This window comes from Bacillus cereus group sp. BfR-BA-01492 (assembly GCF_022662815.1).
GTDB lineage: Bacteria > Bacillota > Bacilli > Bacillales > Bacillaceae_G > Bacillus_A > Bacillus_A cereus_BD.
In genome coordinates this window covers 173,348-190,138 of the sequence record NZ_JAKUEH010000002.1, presented here as the reverse complement: position 1 = coordinate 190,138, position 16,791 = coordinate 173,348, and the positions used below count along the sequence as shown (strand labels likewise).

Here is a 16,791-nt window from a genome sequence, read left to right as displayed (position 1 = left end):
GAAGACAATGCTTTGAACGGGGATAAAAGGGGGGACAAAAGTGATTGAGATTTGCTTCGAAGAAAAAAATGAAGCTGTATATGTATATCGACAACTTATGAAAAGGACGGAAGCCTTATATAAAGAAACGAGTATTTATGTAAGTGAAAAGAAAGTAGTAATCCATATCCCGATATGTGAATCGCACTATATTAGAAAAGTTCTGATGCCAGTGCTCCTTTATTTCATTGTAAATATTAAACAAAATGAATGGCTCCGTACGATTTTGAAAGAGAAGTTTTTTTACGAGGATCAAGAGGAGTGTCGCCAAATTTTACATATGGCACATGAGATTTTAAAAGGGAAAAGAAAAGGAATTGCACAAGACTTAACGCAGAAAGAGATGGAGTCTCAAGTTGTTTCTTCGTTAAAAGATTGGCTAAGAGACCCTTTATCCTTTTCATTTTCATCCTATGTTCAATTTCGCCTTCGCGCATATAGAGAGAGGATCAATCGACTCGCCGTAGTCGCGATTGATGAATATAAAATGGAGCAGGAATATCAAATGTTTATCGAAATGTTAAGGCAACAAGTGAGTAGTAGAAAATCCCGATTGTCTTGTTTACATCTTGTATTTGATGAAAGTTTTATTTTTTATAATGAAAAAGGAGTACGTTTAAAACAAGAGAAATTAGTGCAGTATATAGATGAAGATTTAGTAAATCAAAAAGATATTTATGTTGATACGAAGGTAATTGCACCGCTTTTGTCGATTGCACCTAAAAAGATTTATTTGTATGCAAAGGAACAGGATCACAATATGATTATTACCCTTCAAAATGTATTTCAGGAACGGGTGCAGTTGTATGGATTACATGAATTTGAGCGCAATGTGAAAAAAATAAAAAATAAGGGTGACGCCCTTGATTTTCTAAGTTTTTGAGCATATAATTACCTACATAAACGAAATATATTGAAATGTCACGATGAGGACATGGGTAATTTACTACGATTTTCAGAGAGGGAAGTATGAAGGTGTGAGCTTCCTAATACGGGTTTATTACTTACCACCTCTGAACTTTAGCAGTGAACGTTTGTCTAGTAATTGCTAACGGACAACACCGTTATGTTGAACTTGAGCAATTAACAATTTAGTTAATTGGAACAAGGGTGGAACCACGAATTCAACACTCGTCCCTTTTACGGGGATGAGTGTTTTTTATTTTGAGAAGAAGAGGAGTGACCAGTGATGGCAGATGTAGTTAAAATTACTTTCCCTGATGGAGCTGTTAAGGAGTTTCCTAAAGGAATAACAACTGAAGAAATCGCAGCTTCTATTAGCCCAGGCTTAAAGAAAAAAGCTGTGGCTGGAAAATTGAATGATGAGATGCTTGATCTTCGTACACCAATTGAAAAAGATGGTGCAATCTCAATTGTTACATTAGATTCTGAGGATGGTTTATATATTTTACGCCATTCAACAGCTCATTTATTAGCCCAAGCGTTAAAACGTTTATATAAAGATGTGAAGCTTGGTATTGGTCCAGTAATCGAAAACGGCTTCTATTATGATATTGATATGGAAGAAGCGATTACAGTTGAAGATTTCCCGAAAATTGAAAAAGAAATGCAAAAGATTGTAAATGAAAATTTAGAAATTGTTCGTCATGAAGTGCCACGCGCTGAAGCTCTTCGTCGCTATGAGGAAATTAATGATGAACTAAAATTAGAATTGATTAACGATCTTCCAGAAGATGCTGTTATTTCAATTTATGAACAAGGCGAATTCTTCGATCTTTGCCGCGGTGTGCATCTTCCATCTACAGGAAAGATTAAAGTGTTTAAATTGTTAAGCGTTGCAGGTGCTTACTGGCGTGGTGATAGCAACAATAAAATGCTACAACGTATTTACGGTACTGCATTCGTGAAGAAAGCGGAATTAGATGAACATATGCGTATGCTTGAAGAAGCAAAAGAACGTGATCATCGTAAATTAGGTAAAGAGTTGAAATTATTTACAAATAGTCAAAAAGTAGGACAAGGTTTACCTCTTTGGTTACCAAAAGGTGCAACAATTCGCCGTATTATTGAGCGCTACATTGTTGATAAAGAGGCAAGCTTAGGTTATGACCACGTATATACTCCAGTATTAGGAAGCAGAGAACTTTACGAAACTTCTGGTCACTGGAATCACTATCGTGATGGTATGTTCCCATCTATGCAGATGGATAATGAAGAATTAGTCCTTCGTCCAATGAACTGCCCTCATCATATGATGGTTTATAAAAACGATATTCACAGTTATCGTGAATTACCAATCCGCATTGCAGAACTTGGAACAATGCACCGTTATGAAATGTCTGGTGCGTTATCTGGACTACAACGTGTACGTGGGATGACTTTAAATGATGCACATATCTTTGTCCGTCCGGATCAAATTAAAGAAGAGTTAAAACGTGTTGTGAACTTAACTTTAGAAGTATACAAAGACTTCGGTTTAGAAAATTATTCATTCCGTCTATCTTACCGCGATCCAGAAGATACTAAAAAGTACTATGCGGATGATGAAATGTGGGAAAAAGCACAAGGAATGCTAAAAGAAGCAATGGATGAAATGGGACTTGAATACTATGAAGCTGAGGGTGAAGCGGCATTCTATGGTCCAAAACTTGATGTTCAAGTTCGTACTGCACTTGGAAAAGACGAAACACTTTCAACAGTTCAATTAGACTTCTTACTTCCAGAACGTTTTGAATTAACTTACGTGGGTGAAGACGGAAAACAACATCGTCCAGTAGTTATTCACCGAGGTGTCGTATCTACTATGGAACGATTCGTTGCCTTCTTAATTGAAGAGTACAAAGGTGCATTCCCAACTTGGTTAGCACCAGTTCAAGTACAAGTTATTCCAGTTTCTCCGCAAGTGCATTTAGACTATGCGAAGAAAGTGCAAGAACAATTGCAACGTGCTGGTATCCGTGTTGAAGTAGATACACGTGAAGAAAAAATTGGTTACAAAATCCGTGAAGCACAAATGCAAAAAATTCCATACATGCTTGTAGTAGGTGATAATGAAGTTGCTGAAAACGGCGTGAATGTACGTAAATATGGTGAGCAAAAATCAGAAACAATTGCATTAGATGCCTTTGTTGATATGATTAAAGTTGAAGGAAAACGATAAGAGAGTCGCGGCATGCCGCGACTTTCTTGCTGAATACATATCATAATGAAATGATACTTATCATAAAAAAGTATTGCATGTATTCGTGTTGTTTGTTACAATATTTCTTGTTGTTAGTAAAACGTGTCTTCTTGACAGACATTATATCCTATGGTAAACTCATCAAGGATAATAGAATATTGTTTTGTAGAACAAGTAGAAGCACCCGCTTCTCACCTGATTGACGCATTCGCAGTTAACAGGTAAATGTATTTCTTACTTAAGATAGTACAAGTGTGGGTGTCGTATGCCCGCACTTTTTTTGTTCGGGTTCTATGACTGCAAACATATTCTGAGAAAATCTTGGAGGTGGCTTACTATTAGCAAGGATATGATGATTAACGAGCAAATTCGTGCCCGTGAAGTACGTTTAGTTGGTGCAAATGGTGATCAACTTGGTATTAAGTCTCGTAATGACGCTTTAGATATGGCTGCAAATCTTAATCTTGATTTAGTATTAGTTGCTCCAAATGCGAAACCGCCAGTATGCCGCATTATGGATTATGGTAAATTCCGCTTTGAGCAACAAAAGAAAGAAAAAGAGCAGCGTAAAAATCAAAAAGTAATTAGCATGAAAGAAGTTCGTTTAAGTCCAACAATTGATGAACATGACTTTAACACAAAACTTCGCAACGCTCTTAAATTTTTAGGTAAAGGCGACAAAGTTAAAGCATCTATTCGCTTTAAAGGACGTGCCATTACTCATAAAGAAATCGGTCAACGTGTCTTAGATCGTTTCGCGGAAGCTTGTGCTGAAGTAGGAACAATTGAATCTAAGCCTAAAATGGAAGGACGTAGCATGTTCTTAATTTTAGCACCGAAAAACGATAAGTAATAGATAGAGGAGGAAATACCTATGCCTAAACAAAAAACTCATCGCGGCGCTGCAAAGCGTTTCAAAAAAACTGGATCTGGTAAACTTAAACGTGATCACGCTTATACTAGCCACTTATTTGCAAATAAGTCTACAAAAGCGAAACGTAAACTACGTAAAGCTGGTCTAGTAAGTGCTGGTGACTACAAACGTATTCGTCAAATGCTTGACAACTTAAAATAAGTTCGGTTGATATATAGAACACACTAGGAGGTAATATTATGCCAAGAGTAAAAGGTGGTACAGTTACTCGTAAACGTCGTAAAAAAATGATTAAATTAGCGAAAGGTTACTACGGTTCTAAACATACTTTATTCAAAGTTGCTAACCAACAAGTAATGAAGTCTCTATTATATGCGTTCCGTGACCGTCGTCAAAAGAAACGTGACTTCCGTAAATTATGGATCACTCGTATTAACGCAGCAGCTCGCATGAATGGTCTTTCTTACAGCCGTTTAATGCACGGTTTAAAACTTGCTGGTATCGAAGTTAACCGCAAAATGCTTGCTGACTTAGCTGTTCATGACGAAAAAGCTTTCGCTGAATTAGCAACAGTTGCAAAAAACAACTTAAAATAATTACTTAAAAACCTTAGAAGAGTTTCTTCTAAGGTTTTTTTGTGTTCCTAAGATATAACGCTAGCTGGAAATGAAGAAAAGAAATGGAGATTTTGTAATCGATATGACAAAATCTGTAGTAAATTTATAATATGTAACAAAACGTCAAGGGGGATTTCTCTGACTTTTTTACTGCTTCTGAAAGGTATCTTTTCTAGTAGAAACGACACTGTTATAATGGAAAGATGATATAGAATTATTATCATATCATTTACTAATGTTTGAAATGGATTCATGATTTAAGGACAAGATATTTCATAAGGGAATAGAAAGCGAAATAGGTAATAAGGGTAGGACTTTTAGCTTACATGAAATATGAGATGAAACAACATTGTCTTTGTGCGATGTTAGAGGAGGACGATGGAATGGATTTACTACAGCTATTTAAATTGCAAAAAGAATTAGATGATCATATTACAAAAGAACATGATTTACAGCCGAAGAAGCTATTAAAAGAGAAAATGTTAGCGCTCCTTGTTGAGATTGGAGAACTTGCAAATGAAACGCGTTGCTTTAAATACTGGAGTACAAAACCAGCATCTGAGCGTGAAGTCATACTAGAAGAATATGTAGATGGTTTACATTTCATTTTATCAATTGGTATTGATTTAGGAATTGATAAGAACTTTCTATTTTATAAATGTGCGCAAACGAATAAAACACAGGTGGAAAGTTTCTTAGACACATATGCAAAAGTAATTCGTTTCACAGATCAACCATCTATTACAAATTACATTGAATTATTTACAAGCTATCTTCGCCTTGGACAAGTTCTTGAATTTAGTCAAGAAGAAATTGAAAAAGCATATTTGGATAAAAATAAAGTGAATCATCAACGTCAAACGCAAGGATATTAATGGATGAAGGTTTATAATCAGTGGAGCATAAAGAAAATCTCCACTGATTAAAGTGTTGCTTTATTTTTTTGAATATTTCAATTTACTTATTGTATAATAGGTTAAACGAAGAAAAAGGAGGATTGACAATGCAAAAGTTAGATAAAACATTGACAATGCTGAAAGAACTAACAGATGCGCGCGGTATTGCGGGAAATGAGCGTGAGCCACGTGAAGTGATGAAAAAGTACATTGAACCGTTTGCGGATGAACTTTCTACAGATAATTTAGGAAGTTTAGTTGCTAAAAAGGTAGGGGAAGAAAACGGTCCAAAAATTATGGTAGCCGGTCATTTAGATGAAGTGGGCTTTATGATTACACAAATCGATAATAAAGGTTTTCTTCGTTTTCAAACGGTAGGTGGCTGGTGGTCACAAGTTATGCTTGCGCAGCGCGTAACAATTATAACGCGCAAAGGGGATATAACAGGTGTAATTGGTTCAAAACCACCGCATATTTTACCAGCAGAAGCTCGTAAAAAACCAGTTGAAATTAAGGACATGTTCATCGATATCGGTGCTTCTAGCAAAGAAGAAGCAATGGAATGGGGCGTACGACCAGGAGATCAAGTTGTACCATATTTCGAATTCCAAGTGATGAAAAACGAAAAAATGCTGCTTGCAAAAGCGTGGGATAACCGCATTGGTTGTGCTATTGCGATTGATGTATTAAGACAATTAAAAGATGAAAAACATCCAAACATTGTATACGGTGTTGGAACAGTTCAAGAAGAAGTAGGACTACGCGGTGCGAAAACATCAGCAAACTATATTAAACCGGATATTGCGTTTGCAGTAGATGTTGGAATTGCTGGCGATACACCGGGAGTAACAGAAAAAGAAGCGCAAAGTAAAATGGGAGATGGCCCACAAATCATTTTATATGATGCATCTGTCATTGGTCATGCTGGGCTTCGTAATTTCGTAGTGGATGTTGCGGATGAGTTAGATATTCCATATCAATACGACTCTGTAGCTGGAGGCGGAACTGATGCAGGGGCGATCCATATTTCTGTAAATGGTATTCCATCTATGGCAATTACAATTGCAACTCGTTATATTCATTCTCATGCTGCTATGTTACATCGTGACGATTATGAAAATGCAGTGAAACTCATTGTAGAAGTGATTAAACGTCTTGATAAAGAGACTGTACATAATATTACATTTGGTTAAACAAAAAAGCGAAGAGGTGTCTCTTCGCTTTTTTGTTTAAAAAGGGCGCTCTAATCCAGCTGCAGTATGCGCTCCTAAAATAATTAAACGCGTTAATTGAAGTGCCATAAAGTGCGGTGTGTAAATTGTCCCTTTTTTGAGCCAAGACATAATGATGCCAAGGTGAGCGCCAGTGATATAGCTGATGAGAATATCGCGTGGAACGATAAGTTTTTCATCATTTGGCTGTGCGATGGATAAACTTAAAGTTAAATGAGTTTGAATGGTTTTCATCATTTTATATCCATAATTGCCAGCTGCTTGATCACCGAGCATAACGCGATAAAAACTTTCGTTTTTTGCGATATGTTCAAATAAAGCTAAAAAGCTTGGGTGTGGTGAATCAAATGTGAGCTGGAAATCTTCTTTATTTCGCTTTGTTGGTCTAATTGCTTCAGTTAGTGTTTCTAGCATTTCAGTAATCGTTTTTTCGAGCAGGTCGTACTTATCATGGTAATGACTATAAAAAGTAGCGCGATTGACAGGAGCGCGTTCCGCAATGTGCTGCACAGTTACATTTTCAAAACCTTTTTCGCCTACTAAAGTGATAAAAGCATCCTGTATGAGCTGTTTCGTTCGTTTTACACGTGGATCATTTGTATTTTTAATAGACATTTTTGCTTCTCCTTGTTGAGTTTTATTTACTTAATCAACATATACATAATTAAATGTTGGATAAACAACATATATGCTTAATTTGTCGGTTGTAGATTTGAAATAATTATTTATAATTATAAACGATATTCCTTTAGAAAACAGCACCACTCGTATGATGAAAAGAAAAGCTTATTTTATCATGCAAAAGGTGTGCTTTTTTTGGTTAATTGTTAATATAATTAACAATTAAATAGTATAAACAAAAGGAATGGAAATAGTTTAGAGAAAAATTATATTCGATATAAGGAGAGAAAAGCAATGAATCAATTTCGAAGAATGGTGATTATCAACATTATCACATTAATCGTATTAGTTGGCGGCGGTATCGGTGGTTATTACTACTACAACCAATCCGAAAACTATTTAAAGACAGAGAATGCGAAAATTGATGGAAAAGTAATTCCAATCGCATCACCAGTAGCGGGAAAATTAACAGAATGGCAAGCAGAAGTAGGTAAAAACTACAATGAAAATGAAAAACTAGGTGCTGTTACAACATCAGGTTCAAATGGTGAACAAACAATGGATGTGACAATTCCACAAGGTGCAACAGTTGTACAATCTAATGCAACAACAAATACTTTTGTTGGGGCAGGCAGCCCAATTGCATACGCATTTGATATGAATGATTTATGGGTAACAGCAAACATTGAAGAAACAGAGATTGATGATGTACAAAAAGGACAAGAAGTAGATGTGTATGTTGATGCATACCCTGATACAACATTAACAGGAAAAGTAGAACAAGTTGGTTTAACAACGGCAAATACGTTCTCGATGTTACCATCAAGCAATGCGACAGCAAATTATACAAAAGTGACACAAGTAGTACCAGTTAAAATTTCTTTAGACCACAGTAAGTCAGTAAATATTGTTCCTGGAATGAATGTGACAGTTCGTATTCATAAATAAGGGGGGAGATAAAATGTCCTCATCTTTAATAGTAGGATATGCTATATTTTGTATTATCGTCTTCTTCCTTGTGAATCGTCTTTTTAGAAAGAAAAAAACAAACGCGGGAGAAGAGAAGGTCCCAGCCGTAAGTAAAATAGAAACGAAGCAACCGGAACAAAATGCTTCAAATATTGTAGAATTAGAAGCAACTAAGAAAGAAGCAGTAGAGCCAGATGTGCGAAACATGAAAAAAGAAGCATCTAAAAAGCATTTGCCAATAGAAAATGTAAATGTAAAAGCAGTTGTAACAGTATTGATTCTTGGTATGTTCGTTTCGATTTTAAACCAAACGATTATTAATGTTGCTTTGCCACCATTAATGAATGAGTTTAATGTTTCAACTTCAACAGCGCAATGGTTAATTACAGGATTTATGCTTGTAAACGGGATTTTAGTCCCAATCAGTGCCTTTTTAGTATCGCGCTTTACGTATCGTAATTTATTTATAGCAGCAATGGTATTCTTTACAGTAGGTTCTATTATTTGTGCTATATCTGGAAACTTTACGATGATGATGATAGGCCGTGTAATTCAAGCAGTTGGTGCAGGTATTTTAATGCCGATTGGTATGAATATTTTTATGACGCTGTTCCCTCCTCATAAGCGAGGAGCTGCAATGGGATTATTAGGGGTAGCAATGATTTTAGCACCAGCTATTGGACCGACTGTAACAGGTTGGGTCATTGAAAATTACAGCTGGAACTTAATGTTCTATGCGATGTTTGTGATCGGCTTAATCATTACTTTATTGTCATTAAAATTCTTTACACTAGCACAGCCAGTATCGAAAGCAAAATTAGACTCATTTGGTGTCATTAGCTCAAGTATTGGACTTGGTAGTTTATTATATGGATTTAGTGAAGCCGGCAATAATAGTTGGAGCAGTGCAGAAGTTGTTGTTTCCCTTATCATCGGTACAATTGGTCTTGCATTGTTTATTTGGAGAGAAATGACGACGGATAATAAGATGTTGGATTTACATGTATTTAAGTATCCAACATTTACTTTCACATTATTAATTAACGCAATTGTAACAATGGCGCTATTTGGAGGTATGTTATTACTTCCTGTATATCTGCAAAATATTCGTGGTTTTACGCCAATTGAATCAGGTCTACTGCTTCTTCCTGGATCATTAATTATGGGGATTATGGGACCGATTGCAGGTAAACTATTTGATAAGTATGGCATTCGTCCATTAGCGATTATTGGGTTAGCCATTACAACATATGCAACATATGAATTTACGAAATTAACAATGGATACACCATATAGTGTAATCATGAGAGACTACATCATACGTTCAATCGGAATGTCGTTCATTATGATGCCAATTATGACAGCTGGTATGAACGCGTTGCCGATGAAATTGATTTCTCATGGTACAGCAACACAAAATACGTCAAGACAAGTGGCTGGCTCAATTGGTACAGCGATTTTAATTACAATCATGACGCAGCAAACAAACTATCATGTAGCAGATTACGGAAATATGTTAACAACGACAAATCCGATTTTAGTTGATAAAGTGCATGGAATGGGACAAAGCTTAGCAGCTTTAGCTGGTTCCGCACAAGCTGGAGATGCGATGAGTACGCAACTATTATACGGACAAATTTCAAAGCTATCTGCAATTAACGGTATTAATGATGCGTTCTTAATTGCAACTATATTAGCGGGTATTGCCTGGATATTATCATTCTTCTTGAAATCAGGTAATAAGCCAAATAGAAAAGCAGGGAATTAATGTCCCTGCTTTTTTTGTATTCTTTACAAATATAATTAAGCTGCAATCAGAAGTTGATACGCGATAAACGTGATGAATCCTGTTATAAATGTGATTAGACCCATGTAAGAAATACTTTTGATTGACCTTCCACTTATAATAGCGAGTACACCAGCTAAAGGGAATAAGCTCCAATATACAACAGGTGAAACGGGGAGTAGTTTTTCGCAATCTATTCCAATCCCTAAACAAATGAAAGGGGAAACCATAAGTGAGAGACAAATCAAACCTGCTAAAATAGTAAGTAATTTCCGATATTTAATTCCGGTAATAATGAAAAAAATTCCGCAAATGATTCCACATAATATGAAAATCGGCGTTAAGTAAATCCAAATGAATATTCCGGATGCTTCCATATAAAATCTCCTTCTAGTTGATAAGTTATATTTTACAATATTAGGATTAAAAACGAATCTGTTTTTATGATAAAAATGCTAACGTATTATTCATAACGTGAAATAATAGAATTTGTTCGTTTACTAGCCCGTAAAGAAAGTTATAATCATAATAATGATTCCTCGAAAAATGATTTCTTCAAAAATAGGGATAAACAATCATTAATAAAACTTGATATTGCTTTATTATGTCATGGTTTATATAGGAGTAAAGAAAAGAAATATAAAATGAAGTTGTTGTAAAATAATAAAAGAGGTATCGCTATGCAGTGATACCTCTTATTTATTGACAAATTTGCGCTATTTTTTTATTGGATTTCGTTTGTTGTGTTTGTAATTCACGCTCTACCATTTGATCTAATTGCTGAATTGCTTTTCGTGCTTTTTCATAAGAAATTGTGCGGTAGTGATGTGCTCCGCCCGGTTCTTCATCTGCTTCATCTGCCCATTTAATAATCTGTTGAAGAGGTGTTCTTTCAATCTCTTGTTTTACTAGGAAAGAGTCTGTATGCAGAAGAATCGCAATGGAAATTTCTTTTGCAAGTTTAGGGTGTTCTCCTAATCGAATCAACAATTTGTGAGCTCTTTCAGCTCCTTTAATTGCATGGATATCATTCTTTTTATATAATTCATAGTCCCATTTTCCGTCGCTATACCATGTATGATGTCCGATGTCATGAAGAAAACCAGCCTTTGTTGCCGCATCGACTGAGGCGTGATGCTTTTTCGCTAAGTGAAACGCATGATAAGCGACGGTAATCGCATGGACCATTCCAGAACGGTTTACGTACTTTTGTGTAATGTGATGTTCGAAAATTTGTTCAAGTGTAACGTGGCGCATAAAACATTCACTCCTTTTTTAACCGATTTGAATATATTTTGAACATTGTACTCCATTAAGCGATATTAGTAAAGTAGAAATGTTTAGGGAAAAGAGACGGGCTTTTATTATTTTTAGTAGGAATGAGATGACGAAATTTGTCGGCTGGTCGATATCTCGTGTTGAAACGCCGATATTTTGAAAAAATCGCCGATATAGGATGAAGAAACGCCGATATATTTGAAAAATCGCCGATATATGATGATTTTGTACACAAGCCTGTCTCCAAAAAAAATATTTCTTTGGAGACAGGCTTGTAATATTACTTATTTTTTAATCCTTGTTCTAATGTTTCGAGCATATCATGTTTTTCATTTTCATCTGCATTTTTCCAAATGACTTCAAATAAAACACCAAGTCCTGGTAGCATTTTTTCTTCGCCGCTTTGGATAGCGTCAACAATCGTCTCTTGTAATTGATCTTGTGTATTACCAGCTATATTTGCTAATACTGCTCCGCGTAAATTAAAGTTCATTTCAGTCACCTCTTTTTCGAAATTGAAACTGCCATTAGTTTTTGTTCTTTTTTATGTAAATATGTATGAAAAATAGGCTATAATGAGAAGACAAGAAGAGAGGGAATGCATAGAATGAAAAACATTGATTCAGTAAAAAATCCGCGTGTGAAGCAGTGGAAAAAGTTGCAAACAAAAAAAGAACGCGATAAGAAAGGTCTATTCTTTGTAGAAGGATTCCATTTAGTAGAAGAAGCTTTAAAAGCAGACATTGTTACAGAACTTATCGTATCAGATCAAACGGACCTTCCGAAAGATTGGACTGTTTCTGATGTCGAAATGTATATTGTCCCTGAATCGATTGTAAAGGTGCTTAGTGAAACAGCAACAACACAAGGTGTATTTGCAGTTTGTGAGAAACAAGAAAAAGAAGTAGAGCTTACAAATGGAAAATTTCTTTTGCTCGATGGTCTTCAAGATCCAGGTAATTTAGGGACAATTATTCGCACAGCTGATGCAGCAGGTGTTCATGCTGTTGTACTTGGAGAAGGATGTGTAGACGCTTATAATAGTAAAGTGCTGCGCTCTACACAAGGCTCTATTTTTCATTTGCCAGTTGTCAAAGGGAATTTAGAAGAATGGATAGACAAGTTAAAAACACATAACGTTCCTGTATATGGAACAGCTCTAGAAAATGGCGTTCCATATGGTGAAATAACACCAATAGGAAGTTTCGCATTAATTGTAGGAAATGAAGGAAATGGTGTGCACCAAGATATTCTTGCAAAATGTGATCAAAACTTATACATTCCGATTTATGGCGGAGCCGAGTCGCTAAATGTAGCAGTTGCTGCTGGGATTTTAACATATTATTTACAAAGCCCGGTTGCGAATCGTTAAAAAACTTCTTATAATAAGTTGAACATATAATAAAAAGAAAAGAATAGAATGAAAAACATTGATAGAGAAGAGTAACTTTCAAAATCGCCATATAGGGAGAGAGTGCCACAGACTGAAAGCATTCTTATGGTAGACGGAAGTGAATTCACCTCTGGAGTTGACGCCAGGACCATTTTTATTATGTAAAGGCGTTCCGGTCTAAGTTGATCGTTATACAAATCAAGTGGGCAGACTCGTTCTGTCAATTTAGGGTGGTACCGCGAATTTACCTCGTCCCTTTTTAGGGAGCGAGGTTTTTTTATTTTTTATTATTAGGAGGGTTCTAAATGGAAGCACGTTTAAAAGAGCTAAAGCAAAAAGCGTTAGAGCTTATTGAAGAAGCGAAAGAGCTAAAGAGTTTAAACGATGTACGCGTAGCATATTTAGGGAAGAAAGGTCCAATTACTGAAGTATTACGTGGCATGGGGAAATTATCTCCGGAAGAGCGCCCGCGTATGGGAGCGTTAGTAAATGAAGTGCGTGAAGCGATTCAAACGCGTTTAGAAGACAGAATCAATCATATTGAAAAAGCAGAAATTGAAGCAAAATTAGCTTCTGAAACAATCGATGTTACATTGCCAGGTCGTCCTGTCGAAACAGGTTGTCATCATCCATTAACTGCAGTACTTGAGCAAGTGGAAGATATATTTATCGGTATGGGATATGAAGTTGCTGAAGGAACAGAAGTAGAGCAAGATTACTATAACTTTGAAGCATTAAACTTACCGAAAGATCATCCAGCGCGTGATATGCAAGATACTTTCTATATTACAGAAGAAACATTGCTTCGTACGCATACATCAGCTGTGCAAGCACGCATGATGGAAAAGAATACAGAAAAAGGTCCAATCAAATTGATTTGTCCTGGTAAAGTATATCGCCGTGACGATGATGATGCGACGCATTCCCACCAGTTCATGCAAATTGAAGGTCTTGTAATCGACAAAAATATTCGCATGAGTGATTTAAAAGGTACACTGCAAGTATTCGTGAAAAAGATGTTTGGTGAGGATCGAGAAATTCGTCTTCGTCCAAGCTTTTTCCCATTCACAGAGCCATCTGTAGAGATGGATATTTCTTGTATGATGTGTCATGGTAAAGGTTGCGGCACATGTAAAGGAACAGGCTGGATTGAAATTTTAGGTGCAGGTATGGTTCATCCAAATGTACTGGAAATGGCCGGGTATGATTCAAAAGAATATCAAGGTTTTGCTTTCGGTATTGGTGCAGAACGTATTGCAATGTTGAAATATGGCGTAGATGACATTCGTCATTTCTATACAAACGATGTACGTTTCTTACAACAATTTAAACGAGCGTAAGGGAAGGAGAGATAAAGAATGTTTGTATCATATCGTTGGTTACAAGAGTATGTAGATATTAAAGATGTAACGGCGCAAGAACTAGCAGATAAAATCACAAAAAGTGGTATTGAGGTAGAAGGCGTTGAAGTATTAAATAAAGGGGTAAAAGGTGTTGTAGTTGGTCACGTATTAGAATGTGAAAAACACCCGCAAGCTGATAAATTAAGCAAATGCTTAATCGATATCGGTGAAGAAGAGCCAGTACAAATTATCTGTGGTGCTCCTAACATTGCAAAAGGGTTAAAAGTACCGGTTGCAAAAGTTGGTGCTGTACTTCCGGGTAACTTCAAAATTAAAAAAGCAAAATTACGTGGTGAAGCTTCTCATGGTATGGTTTGTTCTCTACAAGAACTTGGCATTGATGCGAAGTTAGTTGCAAAAGATTATGCAGACGGCATCTTCATTTTCTCAAGTGATGCAGAAGTTGGTGCAGATGCACTTGAAATTTTAAACTTGCACGATGAAGTACTTGAGCTTGGGTTAACACCAAACCGTGCGGATTGCTTAAATATGTTAGGTGTTGCTTATGAAGTAGCTGCTATTTACGGTCGCGAAGTAAAGCTTCCAGCTATTGACCTACAAGAGTCAACAGAAAAAACATCGGATTATATTTCTGTAAGTGTAGAAGCAAAAGAAGAAAATCCGTTATATATTGCGAAAATGGTGAAAAATGTAAAGGTTAGTCCATCACCAATGTGGATGCAAACACGTCTTATGGCAGCTGGCATTCGTCCGATTAGCAATGTAGTCGATATTACAAACTACATTTTAATGGAATACGGTCAACCATTACATGCATTTGATTATGATAAATTAGGTTCAAAAGAAATCGTTGTTCGTCATGCGAAAGAGGGTGAGAAGATTCAAACATTAGACGATCAAGAACGTACATTACAAGCACATCACCTTGTGATTACAAACGGAAACGAAGCAGTAGGTATTGCAGGTGTAATGGGCGGGGCAGATTCTGAAGTTACCAATGATACAGTCAACGTTCTAATTGAAGCTGCATACTTTGAAGGTCAAACAGTGCGCCGCGCATCAAAAGATTTAGGTCTTCGCAGTGAATCAAGTGCGCGTTTCGAAAAAGGAATTGACCCAACACGCACGTTTGAAGCAATTCAACACGCCGCTGCTCTAATGGCGAAATACGCTGGTGGTGAAGCGTTAGAAGGTGTAGTAGAAGTTGATAACTTACGAGTAAAAGAACGTACAGTATCGATTACAGTAGAAAAAGTCAACCGTGTATTAGGTACAGACATTACTGCGAGTGAAATGGGGACAATTTTCACAAACTTAAAGTTTCCATTCACAGAAGTAGAAGGAACATTCCATGTAAATGTACCGTCTCGTCGTCCTGACATTACAATTGCAGAAGACTTAGTAGAAGAAGTAGGACGCCTGTACGGATACGATCATATTCCAGTAACACTTCCAACAGGTACAATGACACGTGGTAAGTTAACAGAAGCACAAGCGAAACGTCGTAAAGTACGCCGCTTCCTAGAGGGTGCTGGCTTATACGAAGCAATTACGTACTCATTAACAAGTGCGGATAAGGCGAAACAATATATAGTTGAACCAAATGAAAAAGCTCCTGTGAACTTGGCACTTCCAATGAGTGAAGAGCGTAGTCAGCTTCGTTTAAGTTTAGTACCACAATTGTTAGAAGCAGTTTCTTACAACCTTGCTCGTAAAAATGATAGTGTTGCTTTATATGAAGTAGGTTCTATCTTCTTACCGACAGCAGAAGGAGAGCTTCCGAAAGAAGAACAGCATCTTGCAGGTGTTATGACAGGTCTTGCTCTTCATCATGCATGGCAAGGTGAAAAGAAAGTTGTCGACTTCTTCGTTGTAAAAGGGGTATTAGAAGGATTATTTGACGTACTTGGCGTTACAAACCATATCACATATACACCAGCAAAGCGTGAAGGTATGCATCCAGGTCGTACAGCTAATATTTTATTAGATGGCGAAGTAATTGGTTTTATCGGTCAATTGCATCCAGAAGCACAAAAACAATTAGATGTAAAAGATACATTTGTATTCGAACTATCTCTTGTAAAACTATTTAGCGCAGATGTAGAAGAAACGTGTTACTCGACAATTCCACGTTTCCCATCTATGACACGTGATATGGCTGTTGTTGTAGTGAAAGATGTAAAAGCTGGTGAAATGAAGAAGGTTATTGCAGAAGCGGGCGGAGAACTTCTAAAAGAAGTAACGTTGTTTGATTTATATGAAGGTGAAAAAATGGAAGAAGGTAAGAAATCACTTGCATTCTCTATGAATTACTTTGATCCAGAACGCACATTAACAGACGAAGAAGTAACAGAAGCACATAGCCGTGTATTAGCAGCGGTAGAAGAGAAATTTGGTGCGGAGTTACGTAAATAATAAAAAATTGCCGGAATCAATCCGGCAATTTTTTTATCCCGCTATTTTAGCGCAGTAACAGTTCGATTGGTGTTGGTCAGTCAATATTCTATGTCGAATCAACAATAGAAAGATCACTCATATATTTTCTGACGTCTTGCATCTTTCTCTCGAATGTAGTACATT

General features: G+C 36.5%; 16 protein-coding genes and 3 other annotated features. Of the genes, 12 read left to right on the top strand and 4 right to left on the bottom strand.

The features are described 5' to 3' along the window. Nucleotides 1-40 precede the first annotated feature (40 nt). The 7 genes from ytxC (at nucleotide 41) to MR063_RS04090 (ending at nucleotide 6,761) form a co-directional block, all read left to right on the top strand. A complete protein-coding gene (ytxC, locus tag MR063_RS04120; protein WP_242193552.1) occupies nucleotides 41-922 on the top strand; it encodes a putative sporulation protein YtxC in 882 nt (293 codons plus the stop codon). 31 nt (nucleotides 923-953) lie between these two features. Further along, nucleotides 954-1,181, top strand: a binding site (T-box leader). A 47-nt stretch (nucleotides 1,182-1,228) separates the two neighbouring features. Continuing rightward, the gene (thrS, locus tag MR063_RS04115) at nucleotides 1,229-3,160 is read left to right on the top strand and encodes a threonine--tRNA ligase (protein ID WP_242145548.1); all 1,932 of its coding nucleotides are present in this window, start codon (nucleotides 1,229-1,231) and stop codon (nucleotides 3,158-3,160) included. Nucleotides 3,161-3,347: 187 nt separating this feature from the next. Further along, nucleotides 3,348-3,468, top strand: a sequence feature (ribosomal protein L20 leader region). Nucleotides 3,469-3,530: 62 nt separating this feature from the next. After that, nucleotides 3,531-4,034, top strand: coding sequence for a translation initiation factor IF-3 (infC, locus tag MR063_RS04110; RefSeq protein ID WP_109090154.1), 504 nt, complete (start codon nucleotides 3,531-3,533; stop codon nucleotides 4,032-4,034). A 21-nt stretch (nucleotides 4,035-4,055) separates the two neighbouring features. Then, the gene (gene rpmI / locus MR063_RS04105) at nucleotides 4,056-4,256 is read left to right on the top strand and encodes a 50S ribosomal protein L35 (RefSeq protein ID WP_012095718.1); all 201 of its coding nucleotides are present in this window, start codon (nucleotides 4,056-4,058) and stop codon (nucleotides 4,254-4,256) included. Nucleotides 4,257-4,294: 38 nt separating this feature from the next. Further along, nucleotides 4,295-4,651, top strand: coding sequence for a 50S ribosomal protein L20 (gene rplT, locus MR063_RS04100; RefSeq protein WP_012095717.1), 357 nt, complete (start codon nucleotides 4,295-4,297; stop codon nucleotides 4,649-4,651). A 404-nt stretch (nucleotides 4,652-5,055) separates the two neighbouring features. After that, nucleotides 5,056-5,547: a dUTP diphosphatase gene (locus MR063_RS04095; protein WP_041810065.1), complete on the top strand. Its 492-nt coding sequence runs from the start codon at nucleotides 5,056-5,058 to the stop codon at nucleotides 5,545-5,547. Between the two features lie 128 nt (nucleotides 5,548-5,675). Continuing rightward, the gene (locus tag MR063_RS04090; RefSeq protein ID WP_242193549.1) at nucleotides 5,676-6,761 is read left to right on the top strand and encodes a M42 family metallopeptidase; all 1,086 of its coding nucleotides are present in this window, start codon (nucleotides 5,676-5,678) and stop codon (nucleotides 6,759-6,761) included. A 36-nt stretch (nucleotides 6,762-6,797) separates the two neighbouring features. On the opposite strand, the gene MR063_RS04085 is transcribed toward MR063_RS04090, so the two are convergent. Continuing rightward, nucleotides 6,798-7,415 carry a TetR/AcrR family transcriptional regulator gene (locus tag MR063_RS04085; protein ID WP_242193547.1) on the bottom strand — a complete coding sequence of 206 codons (618 nt, stop codon included), beginning with the start codon at nucleotides 7,413-7,415 and terminating at the stop codon, nucleotides 6,798-6,800. A 300-nt stretch (nucleotides 7,416-7,715) separates the two neighbouring features. On the opposite strand from MR063_RS04085, the gene MR063_RS04080 reads away from it, so the two are divergent. Both MR063_RS04080 and MR063_RS04075 read left to right on the top strand, forming a co-directional pair. Beyond that, nucleotides 7,716-8,369, top strand: coding sequence for an HlyD family secretion protein (locus MR063_RS04080; protein WP_242193545.1), 654 nt, complete (start codon nucleotides 7,716-7,718; stop codon nucleotides 8,367-8,369). A gap of 13 nt (nucleotides 8,370-8,382) precedes the next feature. Further along, on the top strand, nucleotides 8,383-10,158 hold the full coding sequence (locus MR063_RS04075; RefSeq protein WP_242193544.1) for a DHA2 family efflux MFS transporter permease subunit: 1,776 nt from the start codon (nucleotides 8,383-8,385) through the stop codon (nucleotides 10,156-10,158). A 35-nt stretch (nucleotides 10,159-10,193) separates the two neighbouring features. Here MR063_RS04075 and MR063_RS04070 read toward each other — a convergent pair whose 3' ends face one another. The 3 genes from MR063_RS04070 to sspI all read right to left on the bottom strand — a co-directional run bounded on the left by MR063_RS04070 (nucleotide 10,194) and on the right by sspI (nucleotide 11,947). Beyond that, a complete protein-coding gene (locus MR063_RS04070; RefSeq protein ID WP_242193543.1) occupies nucleotides 10,194-10,553 on the bottom strand; it encodes an ammonia permease in 360 nt (119 codons plus the stop codon). A gap of 322 nt (nucleotides 10,554-10,875) precedes the next feature. Continuing rightward, complete coding sequence (locus MR063_RS04065) at nucleotides 10,876-11,433, bottom strand: HD domain-containing protein (RefSeq protein ID WP_242193542.1); 558 nt, start codon at nucleotides 11,431-11,433, stop codon at nucleotides 10,876-10,878. Nucleotides 11,434-11,734: 301 nt separating this feature from the next. Beyond that, entirely contained in the window at nucleotides 11,735-11,947 is a 213-nt protein-coding gene (gene sspI, locus MR063_RS04060; RefSeq protein WP_242145555.1) for a small acid-soluble spore protein SspI, read from the bottom strand. A gap of 114 nt (nucleotides 11,948-12,061) precedes the next feature. Between sspI and MR063_RS04055 the strand changes: the two genes are divergently transcribed. The 3 genes from MR063_RS04055 (at nucleotide 12,062) to pheT (ending at nucleotide 16,626) form a co-directional block, all read left to right on the top strand. Continuing rightward, entirely contained in the window at nucleotides 12,062-12,826 is a 765-nt protein-coding gene (locus MR063_RS04055) for a TrmH family RNA methyltransferase (RefSeq protein ID WP_242193539.1), read from the top strand. A 49-nt stretch (nucleotides 12,827-12,875) separates the two neighbouring features. Beyond that, nucleotides 12,876-13,107 (top strand) — a binding site (T-box leader). Between the two features lie 45 nt (nucleotides 13,108-13,152). Continuing rightward, a complete protein-coding gene (gene pheS, locus MR063_RS04050; protein ID WP_242145557.1) occupies nucleotides 13,153-14,187 on the top strand; it encodes a phenylalanine--tRNA ligase subunit alpha in 1,035 nt (344 codons plus the stop codon). A gap of 18 nt (nucleotides 14,188-14,205) precedes the next feature. Next, nucleotides 14,206-16,626 carry a phenylalanine--tRNA ligase subunit beta gene (gene pheT, locus MR063_RS04045; protein WP_242193538.1) on the top strand — a complete coding sequence of 807 codons (2,421 nt, stop codon included), beginning with the start codon at nucleotides 14,206-14,208 and terminating at the stop codon, nucleotides 16,624-16,626. Nucleotides 16,627-16,791: the final 165 nt, after the last annotated feature.